This is a genomic window from Pseudomonas sp. LB3P31, from assembly GCF_054897945.1.
In genome coordinates this window covers 924,297-947,557 of the sequence record NZ_CM142710.1, presented here as the reverse complement: position 1 = coordinate 947,557, position 23,261 = coordinate 924,297, and the positions used below count along the sequence as shown (strand labels likewise).

Annotated in this window: 22 protein-coding genes and 1 pseudogene; 12 read left to right on the top strand and 11 right to left on the bottom strand. The window is 61.7% G+C overall.

Annotated features, from left to right (window positions below):
* Positions 1 to 172 precede the first annotated feature (172 nt).
* Positions 173 to 319 carry a hypothetical protein gene (locus tag ACYZTK_RS04080; protein ID WP_462013258.1) on the bottom strand — a complete coding sequence of 49 codons (147 nt, stop codon included), beginning with the start codon at positions 317 to 319 and terminating at the stop codon, positions 173 to 175.
* An 85-nt stretch (positions 320 to 404) separates the two neighbouring features.
* Positions 405 to 1,673: an acyl-CoA dehydrogenase family protein gene (locus tag ACYZTK_RS04075; RefSeq protein WP_462013257.1), complete on the bottom strand. Its 1,269-nt coding sequence runs from the start codon at positions 1,671 to 1,673 to the stop codon at positions 405 to 407.
* Between the two features lie 298 nt (positions 1,674 to 1,971).
* On the opposite strand from ACYZTK_RS04075, the gene ACYZTK_RS04070 reads away from it, so the two are divergent.
* The 3 genes from ACYZTK_RS04070 to ACYZTK_RS04060 all read left to right on the top strand — a co-directional run bounded on the left by ACYZTK_RS04070 (position 1,972) and on the right by ACYZTK_RS04060 (position 4,620).
* A complete protein-coding gene (locus ACYZTK_RS04070) occupies positions 1,972 to 3,027 on the top strand; it encodes an ABC transporter substrate-binding protein (RefSeq protein ID WP_462013256.1) in 1,056 nt (351 codons plus the stop codon).
* Positions 3,028 to 3,044: 17 nt separating this feature from the next.
* Positions 3,045 to 3,776: a class II aldolase/adducin family protein gene (locus ACYZTK_RS04065; RefSeq protein ID WP_462013255.1), complete on the top strand. Its 732-nt coding sequence runs from the start codon at positions 3,045 to 3,047 to the stop codon at positions 3,774 to 3,776.
* 163 nt (positions 3,777 to 3,939) lie between these two features.
* On the top strand, positions 3,940 to 4,620 hold the full coding sequence (locus ACYZTK_RS04060) for a GNAT family N-acetyltransferase (RefSeq protein ID WP_462013254.1): 681 nt from the start codon (positions 3,940 to 3,942) through the stop codon (positions 4,618 to 4,620).
* Between the two features lie 139 nt (positions 4,621 to 4,759).
* Here the strand turns inward: ACYZTK_RS04060 and ACYZTK_RS04055 are convergent, their stop codons facing one another.
* Together ACYZTK_RS04055 and ACYZTK_RS04050 are read right to left on the bottom strand one after the other, a co-directional pair.
* Complete coding sequence (locus ACYZTK_RS04055; RefSeq protein WP_462013253.1) at positions 4,760 to 6,067, bottom strand: ATP-binding protein; 1,308 nt, start codon at positions 6,065 to 6,067, stop codon at positions 4,760 to 4,762.
* A complete protein-coding gene (locus tag ACYZTK_RS04050; protein ID WP_462013252.1) occupies positions 6,064 to 6,804 on the bottom strand; it encodes a response regulator in 741 nt (246 codons plus the stop codon). The genes ACYZTK_RS04055 and ACYZTK_RS04050 overlap by 4 nt, the downstream gene beginning before the upstream one ends.
* Positions 6,805 to 7,109: 305 nt before the next feature.
* On the opposite strand from ACYZTK_RS04050, the gene ACYZTK_RS04045 reads away from it, so the two are divergent.
* The gene (locus tag ACYZTK_RS04045) at positions 7,110 to 7,373 is read left to right on the top strand and encodes a DUF2790 domain-containing protein (RefSeq protein WP_462013251.1); all 264 of its coding nucleotides are present in this window, start codon (positions 7,110 to 7,112) and stop codon (positions 7,371 to 7,373) included.
* A gap of 146 nt (positions 7,374 to 7,519) precedes the next feature.
* The gene (locus ACYZTK_RS04040) at positions 7,520 to 8,731 is read left to right on the top strand and encodes a cytochrome c biogenesis protein DipZ (RefSeq protein ID WP_462013250.1); all 1,212 of its coding nucleotides are present in this window, start codon (positions 7,520 to 7,522) and stop codon (positions 8,729 to 8,731) included.
* Between the two features lie 146 nt (positions 8,732 to 8,877).
* Here ACYZTK_RS04040 and ACYZTK_RS04035 read toward each other — a convergent pair whose 3' ends face one another.
* Positions 8,878 to 9,339 carry a GNAT family N-acetyltransferase gene (locus tag ACYZTK_RS04035; RefSeq protein WP_462014851.1) on the bottom strand — a complete coding sequence of 154 codons (462 nt, stop codon included), beginning with the start codon at positions 9,337 to 9,339 and terminating at the stop codon, positions 8,878 to 8,880.
* A 77-nt stretch (positions 9,340 to 9,416) separates the two neighbouring features.
* A pseudogene (locus ACYZTK_RS04030) lies at positions 9,417 to 9,560 on the bottom strand (AraC family transcriptional regulator); the annotation flags it as partial.
* A 138-nt stretch (positions 9,561 to 9,698) separates the two neighbouring features.
* Here ACYZTK_RS04030 and ACYZTK_RS04025 point away from each other — a divergent pair.
* On the top strand, positions 9,699 to 9,968 hold the full coding sequence (locus tag ACYZTK_RS04025) for a DUF4242 domain-containing protein (RefSeq protein ID WP_462013249.1): 270 nt from the start codon (positions 9,699 to 9,701) through the stop codon (positions 9,966 to 9,968).
* Positions 9,969 to 10,001: 33 nt separating this feature from the next.
* Positions 10,002 to 10,814 carry a class I SAM-dependent methyltransferase gene (locus tag ACYZTK_RS04020; protein ID WP_462013248.1) on the top strand — a complete coding sequence of 271 codons (813 nt, stop codon included), beginning with the start codon at positions 10,002 to 10,004 and terminating at the stop codon, positions 10,812 to 10,814.
* 144 nt (positions 10,815 to 10,958) lie between these two features.
* On the opposite strand, the gene pcsA is transcribed toward ACYZTK_RS04020, so the two are convergent.
* Positions 10,959 to 11,681, bottom strand: coding sequence for a phosphatidylcholine synthase (pcsA, locus tag ACYZTK_RS04015; protein WP_462013247.1), 723 nt, complete (start codon positions 11,679 to 11,681; stop codon positions 10,959 to 10,961).
* 275 nt (positions 11,682 to 11,956) lie between these two features.
* Here pcsA and ACYZTK_RS04010 point away from each other — a divergent pair, with 275 nt between their 5' ends.
* The 4 genes from ACYZTK_RS04010 to ligD all read left to right on the top strand — a co-directional run bounded on the left by ACYZTK_RS04010 (position 11,957) and on the right by ligD (position 17,951).
* The gene (locus ACYZTK_RS04010; protein ID WP_462013246.1) at positions 11,957 to 12,697 is read left to right on the top strand and encodes a tellurite resistance TerB family protein; all 741 of its coding nucleotides are present in this window, start codon (positions 11,957 to 11,959) and stop codon (positions 12,695 to 12,697) included.
* Between the two features lie 246 nt (positions 12,698 to 12,943).
* Positions 12,944 to 14,329 carry an iron-containing redox enzyme family protein gene (locus ACYZTK_RS04005; protein ID WP_462013245.1) on the top strand — a complete coding sequence of 462 codons (1,386 nt, stop codon included), beginning with the start codon at positions 12,944 to 12,946 and terminating at the stop codon, positions 14,327 to 14,329.
* 10 nt (positions 14,330 to 14,339) lie between these two features.
* The gene (locus ACYZTK_RS04000) at positions 14,340 to 15,332 is read left to right on the top strand and encodes a methyltransferase (RefSeq protein ID WP_462013244.1); all 993 of its coding nucleotides are present in this window, start codon (positions 14,340 to 14,342) and stop codon (positions 15,330 to 15,332) included.
* A gap of 3 nt (positions 15,333 to 15,335) precedes the next feature.
* Complete coding sequence (ligD, locus tag ACYZTK_RS03995) at positions 15,336 to 17,951, top strand: DNA ligase D (RefSeq protein ID WP_462013243.1); 2,616 nt, start codon at positions 15,336 to 15,338, stop codon at positions 17,949 to 17,951.
* A gap of 43 nt (positions 17,952 to 17,994) precedes the next feature.
* On the opposite strand, the gene ACYZTK_RS03990 is transcribed toward ligD, so the two are convergent.
* The 4 genes from ACYZTK_RS03990 to ACYZTK_RS03975 form a co-directional block, all read right to left on the bottom strand.
* Complete coding sequence (locus tag ACYZTK_RS03990) at positions 17,995 to 20,328, bottom strand: TonB-dependent siderophore receptor (RefSeq protein WP_462013242.1); 2,334 nt, start codon at positions 20,326 to 20,328, stop codon at positions 17,995 to 17,997.
* Between the two features lie 76 nt (positions 20,329 to 20,404).
* Entirely contained in the window at positions 20,405 to 21,241 is an 837-nt protein-coding gene (locus tag ACYZTK_RS03985; protein ID WP_462013241.1) for a FecR family protein, read from the bottom strand.
* Positions 21,238 to 21,762: an RNA polymerase sigma factor gene (locus ACYZTK_RS03980; RefSeq protein WP_462013240.1), complete on the bottom strand. Its 525-nt coding sequence runs from the start codon at positions 21,760 to 21,762 to the stop codon at positions 21,238 to 21,240. Before ACYZTK_RS03980 ends, ACYZTK_RS03985 begins: the two co-directional genes overlap by 4 nt.
* A 143-nt stretch (positions 21,763 to 21,905) precedes the next feature.
* A complete protein-coding gene (locus ACYZTK_RS03975) occupies positions 21,906 to 22,307 on the bottom strand; it encodes a hypothetical protein (RefSeq protein WP_462013239.1) in 402 nt (133 codons plus the stop codon).
* 222 nt (positions 22,308 to 22,529) lie between these two features.
* Here ACYZTK_RS03975 and ACYZTK_RS03970 point away from each other — a divergent pair, with 222 nt between their 5' ends.
* A complete protein-coding gene (locus ACYZTK_RS03970; protein ID WP_462013238.1) occupies positions 22,530 to 23,099 on the top strand; it encodes a YceI family protein in 570 nt (189 codons plus the stop codon).
* Positions 23,100 to 23,261: the final 162 nt, after the last annotated feature.

Sequence of the window (23,261 nt, the reverse complement as noted above, 5' to 3'; positions counted from 1 at the left end):
GACATGCCATGCTCGCCAGCGCCGGGTTGGGGCAGTGGCGGCGGGTGTTTGCCAGTGTGAGGTAGACGGTGGTCGGGGGACGTGTGCTGCTGGAGCAGCAATGGGTCAGCAGTGGTTGTTCGGGGTGCAGCAGGTCAGGTTCCCACGCAGAGCCTGGGAACCCTTTCGACGTTCAAGCCGGGGCGGTGGCAACCATGTCGTCGATCGATGCACCGGCTTCGGCGCTGCGCAGATAGGTCTGGTACCCCAAATGCAGGGTAAAGCGCCATGGCATCTCCCGGTAAATCGCCAGGCTGCGCAAGCGAGCAGAACGCCGCATTTACTCAGAAAGTATGCGTAATCGTTGACGTCCATCGTCGGAGCGCCGCCCGGAGCAGGCTCGCTCCCACAGGGGTGGGGGGGGGTTATCGGCCGGGGCTGGTCGCGCCCTGTTTTTCCTTGGCATAGAGGATTGCGGTGTATTCGCCCGGGTCGACGCCGTTGAGGTAGAAATTGCCGACGTGGTGCAGGCGCCAGCGGATCGGATCGTGGGTGGTGTGGACCCTTGCGTTGCGCCAGAAGCGATCGAGGTTCCATTTGCTCAGCGACGAGCTGGCGCCGAGCAGGGAGAAGATGTCGCTGGAGATCTTCAGCGCAGCCGCGTCGGAATGGGCGCGCGCGGTGGCGACCGACAGAATCAGTTCGTCCTGCAAGGCCTTGTTGTCCGGGTCCAGTTCGTGCTGGTCGAACACCCGCGCCGCGTCACGCAGTAGCGATTGCGCACCGCGCAGGGCCACTGCGTATTCGCCGATCTGCTTGATGATGTGCGGCTCCTGATTGGCGTGGTCGACGCCGCTCTCCACCCACGGCCTTGCGTGGTGATTGAGGTAGTCCACCGCCGCCGCCAGCGCGCCTTCGGCAATGCCGGTGTCGATGGCCGCGTGAAGAATCTGCGGGAAGGTCAAGCCGGTGCGTTTCATCGGTCCCTTGCGCTGGGAAACAAAACCTTCATCGAGCTCGATATTGTCGAAAATCACCGTGCCGCTGACCGAGTTTTTCTGCCCGAATGCGTCCCAGTCATCGACCAGTGTCAGGCCCGGTGCATGGCGGTTGAGCAGTACCCCGGCACCGCCGTCATCGCTGGCGGCGGTCAGGGAAATCCACTCGGCCAGGTAAGAACCGGTGGAGTAGAACTTGCTGCCATTGAGGATCAACTTGCCATCGGCACGCCGTTCGACCCGGGTCTTGAGAGCGAATTTGTTCTTGCCCCCGACTTCTGCCAGGGCATTGCCAAAACGCTTGCCGGCCAGCACATCGCGGACCAGTCGATCGCGAATCTCGTCAGGGTAACCGCTAAAAATCCCCCGCAGCATGACGTTGTGGATTTGCAGTAATTGCCCGACCCCACCATCGGCCACCGAGATCAGGCGCACGGTTTCGACGATGGTCTCCACCGACGCGCCGAGCCCGCCAAAGGCCTTGGGTACGCCAATAGCGGTCAGCCCGCTCGCGGACAGCAACTGCGCCTGACGCCGAGGCAATTGGCCGTTCTGGCTGGCGTCGGCGGCAATTTCGGCGATCTCCAGGGCGATCTCCTTCGCCACGGCAATGGCCTGGGCTTCGCTGTCCAGCAGGCGAATCCGCGCCTGCCCCTCAATCAGTTGCCCGGCGGGATCGTGTTCAACGTTGCTCATTGCGGCACCTCTGTTAATGGTTCTTTGAAGGGCCTTCAGCAAGTTCTGCGCCAATGGTCTAAATACCATGCTCTGCATGGGGGTGGGCGGGGCAAGTGTTGCTGGAACAGCACTGCCACGGCGGCGACTGCTCGGCCAGCAGCAGTCGGCACGCAATGGCTGCTGGCAGGCCAGCAATCCGCGTCGGGCATGGGCTCGGCGCCAGGCACAGATCCCCGTAAACCGTGGCTTTGCGCTGTTGGCACGGGCGCTGCAACAGCTTGGGCAACAGTCGCTTGCCCTACCTACGGAGTTGCCCATGACGCTTGCTGCCCAACCATCCCGACCCGCTGCCCAGGCTGAACTGGAGCAGATCTGGTTCACCCGCTGCCCGGTGCCGACCGCTTCCGGCATCGCCTACAAACTCGGTTGGCTCAGCGAAGAATTCGCCGCCGACGGCCTGCCGGTGTCGACCCTGCAGGAAGCCCGGCAACTGGGGCATCACCACTACGATCACGAACTGCCAGGGCTGTTTCGCGAAGGCGGCAACGTCCCGGCCCTGGCGGCCCGTGCAGCGGGTGCGCCGAGTCGCTTGATCGGCCTGACCTGGATCGAGGAATGGCAAACCATCCTGGTTCGTCCGGACTCCGGCATCCGTGGTCCGCAAGACCTCAAGGGCAAGCGCCTGGCGCTGCCGGCCTGGGGTGAAAACCGCCCGGGAAGCATCGGCCGAGCCATGAGCCTGCATGGCTACAAAGGCGCGCTGAGCCTGGCGGGGCTGGGTTTTGATGATGTCGAACTGGTGGAGGTGGCCCTGGAAAAACAGGAGCAGGCGGCGAGTCCGCAAGAAGGTTTGCAACGCCTGTGGTCGGGCCTCGACTACCTGGTGCGCGGGGAAGTCGACGCGGTGTATGTCAAGGGCGCCTCCGCTGCCGATGCAGCGCGTCGACTCGGCCTGGTGGTAGGCATAGACCTCGACCTGATCTCCGACCCGCGCAATCGCATCAACAACGGCACGCCGCGGCCGATCACCGTGCACCAGAGCCTGCTCGACAACCATTTTGACCTGGTGGTGCGCTTCCTCGCGCAAACCCTCAGCGCCGCCGATTGGGCTGCGAATAACCGTGATGCGCTGAACTCGATTCTTGAAGAAGAAACCCGCGCCGGCAGCGCCGGGGTCGCCGAAGCCTATCGCGGTGACTTCCACACCACCCTGGCGCCAGACCTGTCGACGCAGCGCCTGGAGTTCCTCGATATCCAGAAAAACTTCCTGTACCTGCACGGTTTCCTCGAACGCGATTTTGCCATCGCCGACTGGGTCGATCCGCGCCCGTTGCAAGCCGCCCATGAACTGCTGGCCAAGCGCCGCGCCTGATTCCGGAGAACACCGCCATGACCGTCCTCATCCACGAACAACTGATCAGCGAAGAGCTGCAGAATTTCATCGACAAGGTGCTAATCGAGGCTGAAGAAGCCTTCACCGTGTTCCGTGAAACCAACACCATCACCGCCAACGGCACCGTCGGTTTCATCGAGCGCGTACCCGGCCAGGAACTGCTGGTGTCGGTGAACTACGGCGGCCCGTGGAATTACCGCAAGCCGCTGCAAGCCACGGTCACCGACTTCGAAGGCAAGGTGATCTACGGCAAAGGCAAGGGCGGGTTTGGGCGCTACACCAAACTATTCCAGCGGCATGCCGACGTCACCACCGTGTCCCACGTGCACTCGCCGTACCTCGGCGCCTGGGCGCAAACCCACCGCACGCTGCCGTTCCACTACGTGCCGGTGCAGCGCTACCAGTTGGCCCGGGAGTTGCCGGTGTACATCGACCGGCGTCAGCCAGAGGTCGATTTCATCCTCGACAAAATTGCCGAGAACCCTTTCAACCTGGCGATCCTGGAAGCCAACGGCGGCTCCACCGTCTGGGGCAAACAAGGGCTGCGCGCCACTGCCGAATTCATCCTGTTGCTGGAGGAGGGCGCGCAACTGCAATTGCTCGCCGACGCCTTGGGCGGCTCACGTGCGTATGGCCCTGGCGTGCTGACCCAGCAGTGGAAAATGAGCGGCCTCTACGACAAGGCTATCGAGCTGGGCCTGGTACCCGCCATCGACCGACGCAGTTAACCCCGCCGATTCAATCACGCCTGACACGGCCCCTTCGCGAGCAAGTCGAATCGTCACACCGCCGCTCGCTGGCCTGGCATAGATCAACTGTAGCGCTCACCTGACAGCCACGCACCGCGTTACAATGATTAGCTTCGAGCGCCACCCAGACTTAGAGCCGCACATGCCCCAGATCAGCCACTTCAGAACCCCTTGCCCAGAGCAGCTGACCAGTCAGATCCTGCAGCTGGTGGTCGACAACCTGACCGACATCAGCATGATCGCGATCCCGTCGAGCAACCTGCTGTACAACGTATACCAGTACGCAATCGGCTATGAAGTTCATCTGTATCTGGAAGCGTTGAACGGTGCGAAAGGGGTGGCGGTGGAGTTGCTGGTTGCCACTGATGACGATGATCCCGAGCAGGTCATCGGCTTCCTGCTGTACCTGCCGATCCAGGACGACCCGGATGCCTGCGGCGTGGCGTACATGGCCGTGCAGTCAGGACATCGGCGGCAAGGGATCGCCCGGCGGATGCTGCGCGAGATGGTTGGCCGGTATCCCCACGCCGAACTGACCTGCGCGGTGGCCAAGGTTCCATGGTTCGAGGCCATGGGTTTCCAGGTGGTGGGCGTGCGCGGCACCCAGGTGCTGATGAACACCCGGAATCACAGCAGTGACGGTTTGATGGGGTTGCTGGACGTGGCCCCCATTTACAGCTCCCTGGAGGTGCGACAGATTCATACCTACCTGCTGCAAAAACACGGCAAGCGGGCGATGGTCGATGCGGAAAAACAGCGCGACCGGCACCTGGATCAACTGACGCACAAAGCCCACGAGTTCGTTCGTGGGCGAATCGGGTAACAGGATAACCCTGTAGCAGCTGGCGAAGACTGCGTCCGGCTGCGAAGCAGTCGTAAAATCAGCATACGCTGTGTATCGGGTAGACTTCGCCGGCAGGATTTACGACTGCTTCGCAGCCGGACGCAGGCTTCGCCAGCTGCTACAGGGTGGCTGGTGGCAACCTCAATTCGGCGCACAAACCACCGCCTTCGCGATTACTCAAGGTCAACGATCCACCCAACGCCAGCGCCAGCTGTTGCGCGATCGCCAGGCCCAGCCCGGTGCCGCCGGTGCTGCGATTGCGCGAGTTTTCCACCCGGTAGAACGGTTCCAGCACGTGCGCCAGTTCTTCCTCGGCGACACCGGGGCCGCGGTCCAGGATCTTTACCGACAGGCTGCCATCCGCCTGTGACTCCACCTGCAACTGTGCGGCGCCGGCGAACTTGAGGGCGTTGTCGGTCAGGTTGACCAGCACCCGGCGCAGCGCATGCGGCCGGGTATCGATCACCGCGTCGCTCCTGCCTGCCAGGGACACGTCCTTGCCCATGTCCTGATAGTCGAATACCAGGCTGTCGAGGAACGAGTCGAGATGGGTCCGGCAGATGTCCTCGGTGGCGCCGTGCACGCTGCGGGCGTAGGCCACACCTTCGCGCACCAGGTGCTCGATCTCGCCCAGGTCGTTCCACAGCTTGTCCTTCTCGCTGGAGTCATCCATGAATTCGGCGCGCAGTTTCATCCGCGTAATCGGGGTCTGCAGGTCATGGGAAATCGCCGCCAGCAGCTGCATGCGTTCTTTCAGGTACGCCGCAATCCGCGCCTGCATGGCATTGAACGCCTTGGCGGCATGGGCGACTTCGGTCGGACCTTTCTCGTCCAGGTGCACCGGGCGCGCGTTGGGATCGAGGGTTTCCACCGCTTCAGCCAGGCGGGTTAGGGGGCGGATGGCAATCCGCACGGCCAGCCAGGTGCAGAGGATCAACAGCGCCAGTTGCCCCAGCAGCACCGCCGGCAACCACGGCGATAACGGCGCCATTGCAGGCCGGACGTCGATCGTCACGGGACTGCCGTCGGCCAGTTTGAGGTGCACCTGGAAGTGTTTGCGCTCCCCTTGGATATTGCTGAAGGTCATCGGGTAGTCTTTGCCGATGGCCGCCTTGATCGAGGTCATCGCCATCGGCGAATCGCTCATGGCCACCCCCGGCGAACCGGCGTTCAGCAGGTAGCCGAAGTTGGGGCGATTGAGCTGTTGCAGCCAGCTCGCCCGTTCACCGGCCGGCAAGCGGTCCAGGATGGCGATGGAGGTCGATACATCGGCTTCAAGATTGCCGAGCATGGTGTTTTTCGCGCTTTCATAACGCTCGTAATACTGCACGCCGAAAGACAGCGTCTGCGCCAGGATCAGCCCGACCAGGAAGATCAGCGAAAGCCGCGAGGCCAGGGTGCGCGGCCACCGCAGCGAAACATTCAAGAGGCTGCCCCGATGACGTCTACCGGCAGGGAAAAGACGTAGCCTTCGCTGCGCACGGTCTTTATGTAGGCGGGCTCGCGCGCATCGTCCAGCAGGCGCTGGCGCAGGCGGCTCACCAGCAGATCGATGGAACGGTCAAACAGGTCGGCGTCGCGGCCCTGGGTCAGGTTCAGCAACTGGTCGCGGTTGAGCACGCGCTGGGGATGATCGAGGAACACCCGCAGCAATCGGTATTCGGCGCCACTGAGCGCGACCATGGTGCCGTCCTCATCCAGCAGATGCCTGGCCGAGGTGTCCAGGCGCCAGCGGCCGAAAGCCAGCAGGCGGCCGCTTTCGGTGACCACCAGGTTGGGCGGCAGCATCCGCGTGCGCCGCAGCACCGCGCTGATTCGCGCGAGCAGTTCCCGGGCGGCGAAGGGTTTGACCAGGTAATCGTCAGCGCCCATTTCCAGGCCGATGATGCGGTCGGTTTCATCGTTGCGCGCGGTGAGCATCAGCACCGGGGTGGCCTTGTGTTTGCCCGCGCGCAGCTCGCGGCACAGCAGCAGGCCATCGTCCCCGGGCATCATGATATCCAGCACGATCAGGTCCACCGGCGTGGATTCAAGAAAGGCGCGCATCTGCCGCCCATCGGCGACGACCGTGGTGCGCAGCCCGTTCTTTTTCAGATAGTTGCCGACCAGCTCGCGAATTTCGCGGTCATCGTCAACGATGAGGATGTGATCAACGTGTTCCATGGGGCCGGGCCTCTGTGAATGGGAGTGTCGGGCAGTCTATCGAGCCTTGGCGCCTGCGACTGCTGCCCTTTGTATTGCAGTGTATCTGGCCTGTCGGCGGACACACGCGTACTCAAAAACTCCGATTTTCCAGGATTTTGTATCGCTGTGTATCAGGAGGCGTACCTGATACACAGCGATGTGCCTGCGCCTGTTTCCGACACAGAGGGGATACCTCACGGGCTTCTAATGGATTCCATCGAGGCAAACCCAAACCGCCTCGGCTCAATCCACGATTGACCCATTGAAGCCTTGAGGAAACCGCCATGAACACCAAAGCCATCTACGCCGGCTGCCTGTTTGCCGCGCTGAACATCTGCACCCTGTCGGCCCGCGCCGAAGCCACGGTCAAGCCTGAAACCTATACCTACGGCACGCACCTGGACATCAGGAAAGTCATCTCGATGAAGCAGGACGCCACGCCTGACTGCGGGATCGTCAACGCCCAACTGACCTACCTCGATTCCCAGGACCACACCAAGGTCCTGGACTATCGCAAATTCGCTGATGGCTGCAATTCAGACAACTGATTCCATTGCTCACACCATCCCTGTAGGAGCTGCCGAAGGCTGCGATCTTTTGACTTTGGCGTTTGTGAAATCGCCGAAGATCAAAAGATCGCAGCCTTCGGCAGCTCCTACAGGGAATTCGAGCGGTTCATTATCGAGGTGATCCCATGTTTCTCATCGCTTTTCTGGGCGGTATCCTCACCGTCCTCAGCCCGTGCATTCTCCCGGTCGTGCCCTTCCTGTTCGCCGGAATCGACCGCAGCCGCTCATCTATCCTGTTGACCCTGGGCGGCATGGTCCTGACCTTCGCCCTGGTCGCCAGCCTGGCGGTTGTCAGCAGCGAATGGGTGGTGCAGGCCAACAACACCGGCCGCCATGTCGCCCTCATCGTGATGGCACTGTTTGCCCTGTCGCTGATCTCCGCGCGGATCGGCGGCTGGCTGGCACGGCCTTTTGTGCTGCTGGGCAATCGCCTGGATCCCGACACGCGCAAAATGAGCGGCCCACTGGGCTCGATCATGATCGGCGTGGCCACCGGTCTGCTGTGGGCACCCTGCGCCGGGCCGATTCTCGGGGTCATCCTTACCGGCGCCATGTTGCAAGGCGCCAATGCCGGCACCAGCCTGCTATTGGTCGCCTATGGGCTGGGCAGCGCTCTGTCCCTGGGTACACTGATCTTCGCCGGGCGTGGCCTGGTCAATCGCCTTAAAGCCTCTATTCCGGTGACCGGCTGGTTGCGCCGCGGTGCTGGTGTGGCGGTGCTGACGGCAGCGGCGGTAATCGCGACCGGCGCGGACAAAACACTGCTGGCTGGCACGTCTTCGCAAGGCGTCAGCAGCGTCGAGAAGGGCGTGCTGGCCACCGTACCGAAAGTGCTCGATTACTTTGTCAGCAAGGTCAAGGCCGATACCCGCATGGACAACGCCCAGGGCGCCATGCCGTCGCTGTCCGGCGCGGTCCAATGGCTCAACTCCCCGGAGCTGAGCGGCGAATCGCTGAAAGGCAAAGTGGTGCTGGTGGATTTCTGGACCTACGACTGCATCAACTGCCAGCACACCTTGCCGTACGTGAAGGACTGGGCGAAGAAGTACGAGAAGGACGGCCTGGTGGTGATCGGCGTGCACACCCCGGAATATGGTTTCGAACGCATCATCGACAATGTGAAGGGGCAGGTGAAGAAGCTCGGCATCACCTATCCGGTGGCTATCGACAACAATTACGCGATCTGGCGCAACTTCGACAACCAGTACTGGCCTGCGCACTACCTGATCGATGCCAAAGGGCAGGTGCGTTACACCCACTTTGGTGAAGGCAGCTATGACACGCAGGAGCAGGTGATTCAGCAGTTGTTGAAAGAGGCCAAGGCGTCTGGGGCCTAATTTCATGTCACGCGGTCCCCTGTAATTGGAGCTGCCGCAGGCTGCGATCTTTTGATCTTTGGCATTTGTCAGACCGCTGAAGATCAAAAGATCGCAGCCTGCGACAGCTACAGGGGCGCGTGATCAATCGGGTGGCGAAAGCGGGTTCACAAATCCCTTGCCATCAGCCACTGCTCTTTACCCCATCCCTGAAAACTCTGCTGCAGCGTCCACCCTCGCTTGGCGTAATAATCTCGCTTGTCCTGGGTGTGCAGATAAATCCTCTCCACTCCATCCTCCCTGGCTCGCGCACAAATCCCTTCGATCAACTGCTCCGCCAAGCCCTGGCCTCGTGCTTCTGGTGTGATAAATACGCAGGCCAGCCAAGGTCCGAGGTCCGGCCGCTGAGCGAGGTCGGCCCGGGCCAGCGCGGCTCCGCCCAACAACTGTTGCTCATCTTGCGCAATCAGGCATTGCCAGTCGCCATTGACCTGACCCTCGGCAAATTCCCGCTGCCACTCGGCCAGCGGTTGATCGGCATATTCGTAGGTGAATTGCTGGTGGATCCATGCGGCAAAGGTATCGCTGTGCCGAGGATGATTGGCCAGCCAGTCGAAGCGCGGATACATGGGCGTGAGTCCTTTCAAGAGTCGTGGGCCCATCAGAGCGGATTCCATAGCTGTCCGCAATCCCCAAATCTTCACGCTCACTGCTGCAAAGCCGCCGTCTTACACCGGCGCCAGGCCGCAGGAGGGGAGCCGAATTCGCGACGAAATGAATAGCTGACAGCGGTGTCCGCCTGGTATCCCACTTCCTCGGCTATCCGTGTCAGCGAGCCGTTGCTGCGGCGATCACCGCGTCATGGGAAATCTCCGGACGATCGGACAAGGTTGGCCGACGATCGGGCAGGACGCGGCCCGGCTGCGGCGCGATAGTTTGCCTACAGGGCATCAGGCCCTGTCACCCATAACAAGAATGAGAGGTTGTCATGCCTAAATTCGTCATTGAACGGGAGATTGCAGGTGCAGGAGCACTGTCGGAGCGGGATCTGCAAGCGGCGGCGCAAAAGTCCTGCAGGGTACTGCGCGACTTGCCGCAGGTGCAGTGGCAGCAGAGTTACGTCACCGGTGACAAACTCTATTGCGTGTACATCGCACCGGACGAGGAGCAGATCAGGGAACACGCCAGGCTAAGCGGCTTTCCGGCCAGCCGGATCTCCCAGGTGATGCACGTCATCGATCCCACCACGGCTGAATAAGCCTGCGTTCCTACCCGCCATGGAGCGGAATATATGAGCATTCCCATTGATCTCACTGCCTTGAAGAACCGTCAGATGGCCGCCTGGGCCAGTGGCGACTACGCCGTGATCGGCACTACCCTACAGATCGTCGGCGAGCAACTGGCCGAAGCCTGCGACCTGCTGTGCGATGAGCGCGTGCTGGACGTCGCCGCCGGTAACGGCAACGCGACCCTGGCGGCCGCACGGCGTGGCTGCATCGTCACTTCCACCGACTATGTCGCCGCATTGCTGGAGCGCGGCGAAGACCGCTCGCGGGCTGAGCGCCTGCAGGTGACCTTCCAGGTCGCCGATGCCGAACAACTGCCGTTCGAAGACGCGAGTTTCGACGCGGTGCTGTCGACCTTCGGTGTGATGTTTACTCCCGATCAGGCGAAAGCCGCTGCGGAGCTGGCCCGGGTCTGTCGCCCCGGTGGCCGTATCGGCCTGGCCAACTGGACGCCCGATGGGTTTGTCGGTCAGGTGTTCAAGACCCTGGGTCGGCACATGCCACTACCGCCAGGCGCGCAACCGCCTTCGCAGTGGGGGACCGAGGCCTGGCTGCATACGCACTTCGACGAGCGCAGCTTCCTGCTCCAGGTGACTCGCCGGACCTTCAACTTCCGTTATCGCTCGGCCGCGCATTTCATCGACACGTTCCGTAGCTGGTACGGCCCGGTGCACAAGGCGTTCGCTGCGTTGCCACCCGATGGCGCCAAGGCGCTGGAAGGAGACTTGACCGAATTGTTGAACCGCATGAACAGGGCGGGGGAGAAGTCGTTGGTGGTGCCGAGTGAGTACCTGGAGGTGGTGATTACAAGACGCTGAACCCCAATAAACACAAATCCCCCCGTAGGAGCTGCCGCAGGCTGAAATCTTTTGATCTTGACCTTCATACCTCAAGATCAAGATCAAGATCAAAAGATCGCAGCCTGCGGCAGCTCCTACCGGGGGTTGCGTTCATTCAGTAGTTTATTTGTGCCGCGCCTCGTCAAACCACTCCAGCGCCGTGCGCCAGATGCAGATCCCCAGGAAGTAAGCCGACATCAGCAACCACAATCCCATTACCAGCGGGTTGATCACCGGGTGGTTGACCACCAGGGACAAACTGCACAGCAGCCAGATGGCCGTCACGGCAATATTGATCGGCATGAATTTGCGCACGCGAAACGGGTGCAGGAATTTCATGCGGGTCACGGTCAACAGCGCGAGGCCGATCACCGTAAGGAAGGTAATCCACGGCGACGGGGCAATGATGTACAGGCATAGCGCAACCACGTTCCACGCGGCGGGAAAGCCCTGGAAGTAGTTATCCTTACTCTTCATGTTGACGTTGCAGAAGCAGAACAGCGACGACACCAGGATCAGCGACACGGTGAGCAACAGCGTGTATTCCGGCAGTGGAATGTAGCGATAGATGAACAGGGCGGGGATGAACACATATGTCAGGTAGTCGATGACCAGGTCGAGGATCGAGCCATCGAAACTGGGCAGCACCGACTGCACGTTGACCTTGCGTGCCAGCGCGCCATCCAGGCCATCGACGATCAGCGCGACGCCCAGCCATAGCAGGCAACTGGTCGGCCGGTTTTCCAGCAGGGCGAGGGTCGCGAGGAAGGCGGTGACCACGCCAGTGGCGGTAAAACCATGGGCGCCCCATGCTTTGAGCCTGGCGATGTGTAGGGTCGATATCACGGGGGCGTTCTCCAGAAAGTGAAGCAAGCCAATCATCACCCTCGTTAGTGAGGGCGGCGGCAAACCGGTTCGGGTTGCAGGTATCGACCGAAAATTCATAAATAAGGTTCATCGCCAGTAAATCTTAGCTGCGCCTCGGGAAATTACTCTGGATAAATCCATGCCTTTGTTGCCCGCGCATAGCATTGGCCCAGGCAGCCAGACGGTGGTGGCAGATTGGCCAGCAAGTACTATCGTTTCTTGACCATAATTCTTCCATCAATAAGGACGACGTCATGAACACCAGCGATCTGCTCGAACAACTGCTGAGCGGCCAGGCCTCGCAGCAAACGCGCGCCGCTTCCTCTCAGGGAGGTTTAGGCGGTGGTCTCGGTGGGTTGCTGGGCGGTCTGTTGGGCGGCGGCGGGAGTGCCGGGTCCAGCATGGGCGGTGGCGGACTGGGTGGACTGGGTGGTTTGCTGGGTGGCTTGCTCGGCGGCGGTGGCGGTTCGACCATGGGTGGTACGACCCAATCTCGCAGCGGCAGCGCCGGCGGCATGAATTATGCGGCCCTGGCTTCGCTGGGGATGATGGCCTTCCAGGCGTATCAGTCCTGGCAACGGAACCAGGCGTCTGCACCCCAGGAAACGCCTCAGACCGTGAACCTGCTGGCCGGGCCGGAAGTCGAGGAACACAGCCACGCCATCCTGCGTGCGCTGATCGCGGCGGCCAAGGCCGACGGGCGGATCGACGACAGTGAAAAACAGCTGATCAGCAGTGAGATCGGTCGCCACACTGACGACCCGCAACTACAGCAATGGCTGGACGACGAAGTCGCCCGCCCGCTGAAGGCGACCGAGGTGGCGCAGTCGGCCACGACTCCTGCGATCGCCGCGGAAATGTACCTGGCAAGCGTCATGCTGGTGGACGATCAGCAGGATGCCGAACGCAGTTATCTGGACGAACTCGCCGCTGCGCTGAAAATAGACCCAGAGCTCCAGGTCCACCTTGAACAGCAGGCCAAAGGCACTGCCTGAACCACTTCCCCTGTAATTGGATGGACTCGCCCTCGCTGTCGTGGGCTGTTTAGACTGCCAGCGTGGCGCATCGACGCCTCGGCTTGGGCGAGTCCATCCAATTACATGGGTTTGGGTCATCCACTAGCCCGTCTGTCCGGGCATTTTCAACCCCGATTGAATTTTCTCTCAGGCTCATCGCTCTGCTGATGTAGAGACGTGTTGATTCAGCGTCCTGCCACTGGCCATAGACCGAGAGATGCGCCCATGACTGCCCTGACAAGACTTGAATCCCAGCCTGCCCACGCAGAGCCGATCCCGACCGCCGGTAGCCTGAAAAATACCTACGAACAGCTGCTGCTGAACGTCGACGACGAGGAGCGTAAAGCCCTCGCCCGGACTTTCCTGGCCGAGCAACTCGAACAGGCGCAAGACCTGCCTGAAGAGCTGCCCCGCGAACTGTCAGCCCTGCAAGGCTTCGTCGAACAACATTGCACGCAAGTGGCCCGCCAGTACGCCGACTATCTGCAACAGCGCAAAAATGGCGGCGCGCGCCTGTTTTTCAGCAACAAGGCTCACGCGCTGTTTTTCCTCCAGGCCGTGGGGCCGACCAAACTGGTGGATGGCGCCTGGTTATACGGCTTGCTGCGCCATTGGCGCGACCCGCGATTCGACGGGCTGATCTGCACCTATCTGGAAGAACTGGGTGATGGCAATCCGGCGCAGAACCACGTGGTCATCTACCGAAAGCTGCTCGCCGAACATGGCCTGGACGACACCAGCGCGCTGCCGGATGAGCGCTATCTGCAAGGCGCAATCCAGCTCGCGTTGGGTGAATGTGCCGACGATTGCCTGCCGGAGGTGATCGGCTACAACCTCGGTTACGAGCAACTGCCCCTGCACCTGTTGATCAGCGCCTATGAGCTCAGCGAGCTGGGCATCGACCCTTATTACTTCACGTTGCACGTCACAATCGACAATGCCAGCACCGGCCATGCGCAAAAAGCCGTGCAGTCTGTACTGCAATTGATGCCGCTGGAAGCGGACCGCGAAGCGTTCCTGCGCCGGGTCTCGGCAGGTTATCGACTCAACGACCTGGGGCAGGGGAGCCGCAGCGTCATCGAATCGTTCGACCTCGAAGACGAAATGCTGGGCATGCTCGAACGCAAGCGTCCGTTCGGGCAGCACATGCATTCCGACTACTGCCGCTTTGAAGGGAAAACCGTCAACCAATGGCTGGCGTCACCCGAGCAATTGCCAGGTTTTCTGACTGCCATGGAAAACAAGGGCTGGATCAAGCGCAATCAAGACCCACAAGCCAGCCGCTTCTGGCAGATGATCGTTGGCGACGGTGCGGCCATGTTTGGCGTGTTCAGCCCTTATGAAAAACAGCTGCTGCATGACTGGATCGCCGGCGACTGGACGCTCGAGCGCGCCACGCCTGCCCGTCGCCGTCCGATTCATGTGGCTACGGCGCCCGCACTGCCGGTCAGTGATCCCGACGTGCAGACCCTGCAAGCGTCGCTCGCAGGGTTGGACCCGCATGCGCAAATGGCGGTGCTGATCCCGTGGCTCTCGGCTCATCGCCATTCCCATCCGGCGGGACTGTTGGCCACGCGGCGCTATATCGAACTCAAATCCAGCCTGCGCTAAGGAGCGGTGAATGAATCAGGAAGAACGACTGGACGCCAATGAGGTGGCCCTGCTGCAACTGGGACGACGCCTGCAGGCCGACGGCTACCGCTTTGTCACGCCCACGCCACTGACCCACCAGCGGGTGCTCGACCGCAACTCCGCAAGCCCGGCCAAGACTCTGCGGGACGTGTATGGCTGGTCTCGGCCGTTTGAGCCCGGACTGCTGCCGGAAGACGAACAGCGCCAGTTGCAGCAGGCCGGCGTTGTCACCGACAGCAACGGTATGCTTAAAAGCCGCGTGCGCTGGTCAACCCTTGATGACCTGCTGTTCGCGCACTCGGGCTTTCCCACGGAAGCGGCTGATGCGGTGTTTTTCGGCCCCGACAGCTACCGCTTCGCCCAGTTGATCCATAGCCATTTGCAACAGTCTTTCGCGCCGATCAGGCGTGCAGTGGACATCGGTTGCGGCGCCGGCGTCGGCGCGATCGTCATTGCCCGGGCGCGGCGCGAAGCTGACGTGCTGGCCGTCGATATCAACCCGGCGGCCTTGCGCCTGACGGCCGTCAACGCTGCGCTGGCCGAAGTGGCCAATGTCTCGGTCGAGACCAGCGACGTGCTGCAGGACGTCGACGGCCAGTTCGACCTGATCGTCGCCAATCCGCCGTATATGGCCGACCCTTCCGAGCGAGCCTATCGCCATGGTGGTGGGGCGTTCGGCGAGCAGTTATCGGTACGCATTGTCGAGCAGGCGCTCAATCGCCTGGCGCCCGGAGGTTCACTGGTGCTCTACACCGGGGTAGCCATGATTGACGGACGCGACCCGTTCCTCGAGGCACTCTCGGCGCGCCTGGCATCACCCCTGTTCGCCTGGACCTACCGCGAGCTGGATCCCGATGTGTTCGGCGAAGAGCTGCTCACCCCCGGTTATCAGCGGGTCGAGCGCATCGCGGTGGTTGCGCTGATCGTCACGCGCTCCGGCCCTGGCATCGGGGGCAGCGTAGAAACGGCACCAGGAGGGTGAGCCATGAGCAAGAACCTCGATGACTACAACAGCATGCGCGACTTCTCCGCGACGTCTGAGCCGGCGGCGAAACGTTCAGGCAAAAAAACCGCGAAAGCCCATGCCCTGCAGTTCTGCATCCAGAAGCATGACGCTTCGCGCCTGCACTACGATTTCCGCCTGGAGCTCGATGGTGCGTTGAAGAGCTGGGCGGTACCCAAGGGTCCGTCGCTGGACCCCAAGGTCAAGCGCCTGGCCGTCCACGTCGAGGACCACCCGATTGACTACGCAACCTTCGAAGGCAGCATTCCCGAGGGGCACTATGGCGCCGGCGATGTGATCGTCTGGGACCGCGGCGTGTGGATTCCCCAGGAAGATCCGGCCCAGGCCTATGCCAAGGGCAAGCTCAAGTTCGAGCTGCAGGGGGAGAAGCTCGGCGGCTTGTGGAACCTGGTGCGCACGCACATGCCGGGCAAGCAGGAGCAATGGTTCCTGATCAAGCATCAGGACAGCGCCGCCAAGCCCGAGAGCGATTATGACGTGGTGGTCGCCGAACCCGACAGCGTGCTCAGCGACCGAACCATCCTGCCAAAGAAAGCCACGGCCGCCGCCAAGCCCAAGCCGGTGAAGAAGCCTGCGCGCAAGGTTGCACCTGCAACCCGTTCGGCCAAACTCACCGGTGCCCACAAGGCCAAGCTGCCGGACCTGATCAGACCCGAACTGGCGACCTTGGTGGAGAAGGCCCCGGAGGGCGAGTGGAGCTACGAGATCAAGTTCGACGGCTACCGGATCATGGCCCGCATCGACCATGGCGAAGTCAAGCTGTTCACCCGCAACGGGCATGACTGGACGCACAAGCTGCCAGCCCAGACCAAGGCCTTGGCGGCGCTGGAGCTCGAGTCCGCCTGGCTCGACGGTGAGATGGTGGTGGCCAACGAGCAGGGTGTGCCGGACTTTCAGGCGCTGCAAAATGCCTTCGAAGAGGGCAGCAGCGGCAACATTCTTTACTACCTGTTCGACATGCCGTACCTCAACGGCGTCGACCTGCGTGAAGTGCCGGTAGAGGAACGCCGGGTGGCCCTGGCAACCGTGCTGCGCACCCAAGAGGATCCGTTGCTGCGCTTCTCCGACTCGTTCGGCGAAGCTCCGGACGCCTTGCTCAACAGTGCCTGCCAAATGCAGATGGAAGGCTTGATCGGCAAGCGCCTGGGCTCGCCTTATGTGTCGCGGCGCAGTGGCGACTGGATCAAGCTCAAGTGCAAACATCGCCAGGAATTTGTGGTGGTCGGCTTCACTGATCCCAAAGGTTCGCGCAGTGCCTTTGGCGCTTTGCTGCTGGGCCTGCATGATCGCGACAGTGGCGAGTTGCGCTACGCTGGCAAGGTTGGCACCGGGTTCAACGAGACCACGCTGAAAAGCATCCACGAACAGCTGCTGCCACTGAAGGCGAAGAATGCCTCGGTGGCCAACCCGCCCACGGGTTTTGAAGCCAAGGGCGTGCACTGGCTCAAGCCAGTGCTGCTGGCAGAAATCGCTTTTGCTGAGATGACCAAGGACGGCTCGGTGCGCCACGCGGTGTTCCATGGCCTGCGGGACGACAAGCCCGCCAAAGACATCACCGAGGAGCGGCCTGCCGTGGTGAAGAAAAAAGCTGCATCGGCACCGGCTGCCATTAAAAAAACCGCTAGCAAAACCACTGCCGCGAAAAAAACTGCGCCCGAGAAAGCCGCCCCTGCGCCATCCCAAGCCGGACTCGCTGCGGGCAAGGTGCGCATCACCCACCCGGACAGGGTCATCGATGCCACCAGCGGCACCACCAAGATGCAATTGGCCGAGTACTACGGCCGGGTCGCTGGGTTCATCCTGCCCGAACTCAAGGATCGTCCGGTCGCCCTGGTGCGGGCCCCGGACGGTATCGCCGGCGAGCTGTTCTTCCAGAAAAACGCCGAGCGCCTGGCAATCCCGGGCATTACCACCCTCGATAAGGACGTCACCGGGCAACCGGTGATGATCATCAACAACGCAGAAGCACTGATCGGCGCGGTGCAGATGAGCACCGTGGAGTTGCACACCTGGAATGCCACCTCGGACAAACTCGACAAGCCCGACCGCTTCGTCCTCGACCTCGACCCGGACCCGGCGCTACCATGGAAAAGCATGGTCGAAGCGACTCAGCTGACCCTGTCGGTGCTGGACGAGCTGGGGCTCAAGGCATTTCTCAAGACCAGCGGCGGCAAAGGTATCCACCTCGTAGTGCCGCTGACCCGCAAACTCGGCTGGGATGAAGTGAAAGACTTCAGCCACGCGATTGTCAGCCATATGGCCAAATTGCTCCCGGAACGCTTCTCCGCAGTCTCGGGGCCGAAAAATCGTGTAGGCAAGATCTTCATCGATTACCTGCGCAACGGCCTCGGTGCCACGACCATTTGTGCCTACGCGGCGCGTACCCGTGAGGGGCTGCCGGTGTCGGTGCCGATTTTTCGCGAGGAAGTCGGGGAGTTGAAGGGCGGTAACCAGTGGAACGTGCACAACGTGCATGAACGCCTGGCTGAGGTCGGCCATGAACCCTGGGCGGACCTGAAGAAAACCCGCCAGACCATCACTGCCGACATGCGTCGCAGGGTAGGGCTGAAGAAGTAGCCTGGAACGGGGCTGCGCCAGCGGCGCAGCCCGCCCCCCTGAATCAGAACTTGTAGTTCAGCCCCAGCGTCAACGCACGCTCCGGCGCCGGTTGACGGCCCCACGGGCTGGTGTCGATGCCGCGGAAATAGTATTCGCGGTTGAACAGGTTACTAACCCCGGCCGAGGCGATCAGGGTGCTTTGGTCCTGTAATTTGAGTTCGCGCTCGATCGCCGTGTTCCACACCCAATACGCCGGGAGCTTGCCGACTGACGCAGTGGCGTCTTCGTCTCCCGAGTTCGCCGCGTCGGTGTAGGCACTGCTGACGAACAGACCATCAAGGCTGTAGGTCCAGGCTTCGGCAAAGTGGTAACGGCCGTCGACGTTGAACTGGTTGCGCGAGGCGAACGGTACTTCATTGTCCTTGAAGGTGCCGTTGCGCTGTTTGGCATCCAGGTAGGCATAGCTGGCGTGAAGGTCGAGATCGGGCAGCGCCGAGGGTGTCCAGAACACTTCGGTTTCAATGCCCTGGTGGCGGGTGCTGCCCAGATTGACGAAGCGGTCGGTGGTGGCGTTGTAGACAATCTGGTCATCGAAATCGATGCGGTACAGGCCCACGTCCACCCGCAGGCCTTGCCAAGGGGTGTAGCGCACACCCGTCTCGTAGTTCCAGGCCAGCTCGGCACCGACGTCACCTTCCTTGACGATCTGTGTCACCTGCGGGGGGCGCAGGGATTTTTGCGCGTTGGCGTAGATGTACCACTCATCGCTGGCCTGGAAACCAACGGTCAGGCCTGGCAACCATTCTTCGGATTTGTTCTCGTGGTCGAAGCCGGTGATACCGTCTTCGTACTGCATCGTGGCGTTTTCATAACGCACGCCCGGGGTGATGGTCAGCCGGTTGTCGAACAGGCCGATGGCGTTGCTGATGTAGAACGCCTTGGCATTGTCGTCGAAAGTCCAGTCGCGAAACGGTGTGGTGCGGCCGGTGGCCAGGCTTTCGCGGTTGACCTTGTAGTCGATGTCTTCTTTGACGTAGCGGGCACCGAGCAGCCAGGTCTGGCTGAGGCTGTCCCCGTCGATGCTCATGCTCAGGCGCGGTTCGCTGCCCCAGACCTTGAAGTCACGCGGGCCATCTTGCTTGGTCACTGCGGCGCCATCCGGGGTGAACGGCAGGCCGACGACAAAGTTGCGATAGCTGTTGTGCGCGAAGTTGGTCCAGCTGAACTCGACCGAGTCGAACGGCCCCATGGCCCCCAACTGCTGGGTGTAGGTGCCCCAGACCCGATCGGTATCACCTTCGAAGCGGTCAAGCGGGCGGGTCGACTGGCGTGGATCATCTTTGTAGTCCTTGACGCTGAGGGCGCCTGCCAGGTCCATGTCGGCCTGGTAATGCTGCACGCCAAAACTCAGGTCACGGTCATCGTCGATGTTCCATTGGCCACGCAGGCGGTAGTTCTGGATATCGGTGTCGGAGTGCTCCCGAGCGGAGTCTCCGTTGATGGTGTTGAGGTCCAGTTGCAGTCCGAAGTTGTCGGTCAGGTAACCGCCGGTGCCCAGGTAGGTATCCCACAGCTGGCGACCCCCGGCATTGAACGTGGTGCGCTCCTGCAGGGTGGTTTCCCAGGCCTTGGGGATGGGTTTGCTGATGAAGTTGATCACCCCACCTACGTTGTTCGGGCCGTATTGCACGGCGGCACCACCGCGCACGATGTCGATGCGGTCGACAGTGGCCAGCGTGACCGGAAACAGCGACAGGCCGGTCTGGCCGTACGGAGCGAGGGCCAGCGGAATCCCGTCGGACAGGGCCTGAACCCGGCCGCTGCGGCTCTCGTACAAGCCGCGCACGGATATCTGCGGCAAGGCACCCGTGCCGGTTTCGTCGAAGATTTTCACCCCGGGCACGCGTTGCAGGGCATCGTCCACCCCGCGTACGCTGGCTTTTTCCAGGTCCTGGGGTTTGACCATCGATCGGCTGCCGGGATAGGTCAGCACCTCCGGGTCAGTCGCGCCCCCCAGCACGTCGCCCTTGATCACCATCGGCGCGATGTACTGGACTTCGACCGGTTGCACCGCTTCTGGCTCATGCGCGGTGACGATGATGAAGGTATGGACATCGCGGACCCGGGCTTGCAGGCCACTGTGGTCAAGCAGCTGCGTCAGGGCCTGTTGAGGGGTGTAGCTGCCCTTGAGTGCCGGGCTGGTTTTACCGGCGGTGATGTCACTGGCAAAAATGATCTGCACCGACGATTGTCGTGCCAGGGCATTGAGTGCCTTGTCGAGGCTGGTGCCTGGCAGGTCGAGGTTGACCTTGTCCTGCGCCTGGGCCTGGACCGAGAGAGCAAGCAGCAGGCTGGTGGCGAGGACGGACAACGGCAAGGGCCGAGGGTGCTTCATGCAGGGTGTTCCTTGGAAAGTGGGGTCTGTCTTACAAGCCGTCACGAGCCCGGAAAAACCCTACCTTTGGCGACAATTATTTTTTTGCCACCTTGCGCCGCACGTGCGCGGTGCCATCGGCCTCGGAGTTAAGGCTCAGCGGCAGGATGCTCGGCAACAGCTTGAGCAGATCCTCGACGTTGCGGTTATCAAACGCTCCGCTGATCGGCAGGCTCGCCAGGCTTGGGTCATCAAGCACGATGGGTGACTTGCGGTAACGCTGGATTTGCGCGAGCGCTTCGGCCAGTGGCGTGCGATCGAACATCAGGCGGCTGTCTTTCCAGGCAGTCGCGGCGTCAGTGTCAACCGTGAGCGGTTGTTGCACGCGGTTTTGCCGCACCTCCACTTGTTGCCCCGGGGCCAGGCGCACTGCATGTCCGGCGTCGCCAGCGGTGTTGACGCTGACCGCGCCGCGCACCAGGGTTACCCGCACGGCGTCCTGCAGATGACTGACGCTGAACAATGTACCCAGGACATGCACCTGCGCCGCGCCAGCATCCACTTGGAACGGCCGCACCCGGGTTTTCGCCACATCGAACAGCGCCTGGCCGCTTTCCAGTTGCACACGGCGCGAACGCAGGTGCCAGGCCACGGTGGCCCGGGTGTTGCTGTCGAGGGTTAGGTGACTGCCATCGGCCAGGTTCAACACCCGGCGTTCGCCGATCACGGTGTGGTATTGCTCGCTGTGGTAAGCCGGATCCACCCACGTCAGCCCTGCGCCGAGCAGCACCAGCAACACCGCAGCGCCGAGGGCTTTACGGGGTTTGCGCGGGACAGGGGTCGGCAGAGGGAAGCGATTACGCAATTCTTCGCGATGACGCGCCAACGCTTCATCTTCACGGGACTGCGCGTTCGGCACAGGTGCTTGGCTCATTGCGCAAGTTCCGGGTAATCGAGGTGCGCGCGACAGGCGGCGATGCCCAGGCGCAAGTGCTTTTCCACGGTCTTCAAGGAAATGCCCATCTGCCGGGCGACCTCGGCTTGTGGCAGTTCGTGGATCTTGTGCATGACAAAGACCATCTGGCAGCGCGGTGGCAGTTGCGCAATGGCGTCAGCCAGACACTCGAACTCCCGGGCGGCCTCATACTGCCGCGGCGGCGAAGGCGCTTCGCACACCGGCTCGGTCAGCTCCTCGAGCGGGCTGACCCAAGCCTGTCGCCGGCGTTCACTGCGATAACGACTGACGGCCTGATCGTGGGAGATTTTGCGCAGCAATGCCAACGGCGTGCGCACATCCTCACGTTCGCGTTTCTCCAGCAATTGCAGGCAGACGTCATGCACCACTTCCCGGGCAAACCCGCGATCACCAAAACGCCGGCGCACGTGATCCACCAGCTCGTCGTAGTGACGCACCAGGGTGTGGAGCAGCGATGGTTTGACGGGATCGAACGGCATTATGGGCCCGAGGAAGTGCACAGCGACTGCAAATATAAATGAGAAACCTTTTCATTCATAGTCTCGGTTTGATCTGTGCATGGATCATCTGGCGGCAAGCGAGGTTCGTCGCGGCGGGCAGCGGTGTCCTCGCATTCAAGCGATCAGGCATCGCGCAACAGGTCGTTGGCGTTCAGCAGCTCATAAGCCACTTCAGGGTGTTTCTCCAACCCCCGGCGAATCGCCGCCGGAATCGCTGCGCGGGTCTTGCGGCACAGGCCCGGCAGGTCGGAGATGGAAATGGCGATGCCGCGCATGGTCCGCACTTCGTTGAAGCCCGGCGCGATGTCGACTCGAATGCCCAGTTGTTCGTGCATGCGCTGTTGCAAGCGCTCAAGGTCACTGAGGCTCTGCAGATTCTCCAGGCGCTCGATCAGGCGTTTTTCTTCGGCACGGGTCAGCAACAGGATGCGCACGTCGGCGCCCGGTGTTTCCAGCAGTGGGTCACGCCCGCAATCGCAGGCGCCGGGCGGGCAGGGTTGGCGGAACGCAGGCATGTTGGTCATGGTGCCCAATCATAGAGTGCTGCGGGCCGCTTTGCCCATAGGGTCGTGATTCCTCGCTGACCCCATGGCGAACGGGGTAGGGTGCGACTAGGCTTTTGCACAGCCTCCGGTTACCCGCCGCAGTATTGTAGCGATGTGACGTAGGTGGTAGTGAACGCACCCTGAAGACTGCATAGACCCCTTGCAGGAGCGGCGGTAACCCGAGCCCGTCCGGAGAATCACATGCACCATCGATTCCCGCGTTCCGCCGCTTTAGCGGTGACTTTAATGATGGGCACGCTGCCGTGGGCCCAGGCCACCGAGTACACCCGGGTCAATCCTGCTGCCAGCAAGATCAGCTTCACGTTCAACCAGATGGGTTCCGAGGTGTATGGCACGTTCAACAAGTTCGAAGCCACCCTGGCGTTCGACACTGACAACCCGACTGCGGCCCACACCCGGCTAGTTATCGACATGGCCAGCATCGATGCCGGCAGTGATGACGCCAATACCGAACTGCAGAAACCGGCCTGGTTCAACACGGCGCAGTTCCGCCAGGGCGTCTTCGATTCGACCCGGATTACGGACTTGGGAAATGACCGTTATGCCGTGACCGGCGACCTGACGATCCGCGGCGTGACCCGCGAAGTGCAAGTACGGGTCGAGCTGAAACCGGAGAGTGGCATCGGCCTGTTTAACGGCGAGTTCATTCTTGACCGCGATCACTTCAAGATTGGCGCAGGGGAGTGGGCTGACACCGTGGTGTCCAAGGACATCGACATCAAGTTTCGGATAGTGGCGCCTGAGCATTGAGGGCGTATCTCCAAAATTAATGCATGCCCATGCCTCAGGCCCGATACCGCAACGCCTCCACCGCGGTGGTATATCCAACTCTGATGTCGCCTGACACGGCCTCATCGCGAGCAGGCTCACTTCTACAGGGGGTTGTCGCATCTCCGTGCCTACAGGTGTACT

Coding starts and splice junctions, on each gene's coding strand:
- ACYZTK_RS04080 (WP_462013258.1), bottom strand. CDS start 319: ATGCGGCGTTCTGCTCGCTTGCGCAGCCTGGCGATTTACCGGGAGATG.
- ACYZTK_RS04075 (WP_462013257.1), bottom strand. CDS start 1,673: ATGAGCAACGTTGAACACGATCCCGCCGGGCAACTGATTGAGGGGCAG.
- ACYZTK_RS04070 (WP_462013256.1), top strand. CDS start 1,972: ATGACGCTTGCTGCCCAACCATCCCGACCCGCTGCCCAGGCTGAACTG.
- ACYZTK_RS04065 (WP_462013255.1), top strand. CDS start 3,045: ATGACCGTCCTCATCCACGAACAACTGATCAGCGAAGAGCTGCAGAAT.
- ACYZTK_RS04060 (WP_462013254.1), top strand. CDS start 3,940: ATGCCCCAGATCAGCCACTTCAGAACCCCTTGCCCAGAGCAGCTGACC.
- ACYZTK_RS04050 (WP_462013252.1), bottom strand. CDS start 6,804: ATGGAACACGTTGATCACATCCTCATCGTTGACGATGACCGCGAAATT.
- ACYZTK_RS04045 (WP_462013251.1), top strand. CDS start 7,110: ATGAACACCAAAGCCATCTACGCCGGCTGCCTGTTTGCCGCGCTGAAC.
- ACYZTK_RS04040 (WP_462013250.1), top strand. CDS start 7,520: ATGTTTCTCATCGCTTTTCTGGGCGGTATCCTCACCGTCCTCAGCCCG.
- ACYZTK_RS04035 (WP_462014851.1), bottom strand. CDS start 9,339: ATGTATCCGCGCTTCGACTGGCTGGCCAATCATCCTCGGCACAGCGAT.
- ACYZTK_RS04025 (WP_462013249.1), top strand. CDS start 9,699: ATGCCTAAATTCGTCATTGAACGGGAGATTGCAGGTGCAGGAGCACTG.
- ACYZTK_RS04020 (WP_462013248.1), top strand. CDS start 10,002: ATGAGCATTCCCATTGATCTCACTGCCTTGAAGAACCGTCAGATGGCC.
- ACYZTK_RS04010 (WP_462013246.1), top strand. CDS start 11,957: ATGAACACCAGCGATCTGCTCGAACAACTGCTGAGCGGCCAGGCCTCG.
- ACYZTK_RS04005 (WP_462013245.1), top strand. CDS start 12,944: ATGACTGCCCTGACAAGACTTGAATCCCAGCCTGCCCACGCAGAGCCG.
- ACYZTK_RS04000 (WP_462013244.1), top strand. CDS start 14,340: ATGAATCAGGAAGAACGACTGGACGCCAATGAGGTGGCCCTGCTGCAA.
- ligD (WP_462013243.1), top strand. CDS start 15,336: ATGAGCAAGAACCTCGATGACTACAACAGCATGCGCGACTTCTCCGCG.
- ACYZTK_RS03990 (WP_462013242.1), bottom strand. CDS start 20,328: ATGAAGCACCCTCGGCCCTTGCCGTTGTCCGTCCTCGCCACCAGCCTG.
- ACYZTK_RS03985 (WP_462013241.1), bottom strand. CDS start 21,241: ATGAGCCAAGCACCTGTGCCGAACGCGCAGTCCCGTGAAGATGAAGCG.
- ACYZTK_RS03980 (WP_462013240.1), bottom strand. CDS start 21,762: ATGCCGTTCGATCCCGTCAAACCATCGCTGCTCCACACCCTGGTGCGT.
- ACYZTK_RS03975 (WP_462013239.1), bottom strand. CDS start 22,307: ATGACCAACATGCCTGCGTTCCGCCAACCCTGCCCGCCCGGCGCCTGC.
- ACYZTK_RS03970 (WP_462013238.1), top strand. CDS start 22,530: ATGCACCATCGATTCCCGCGTTCCGCCGCTTTAGCGGTGACTTTAATG.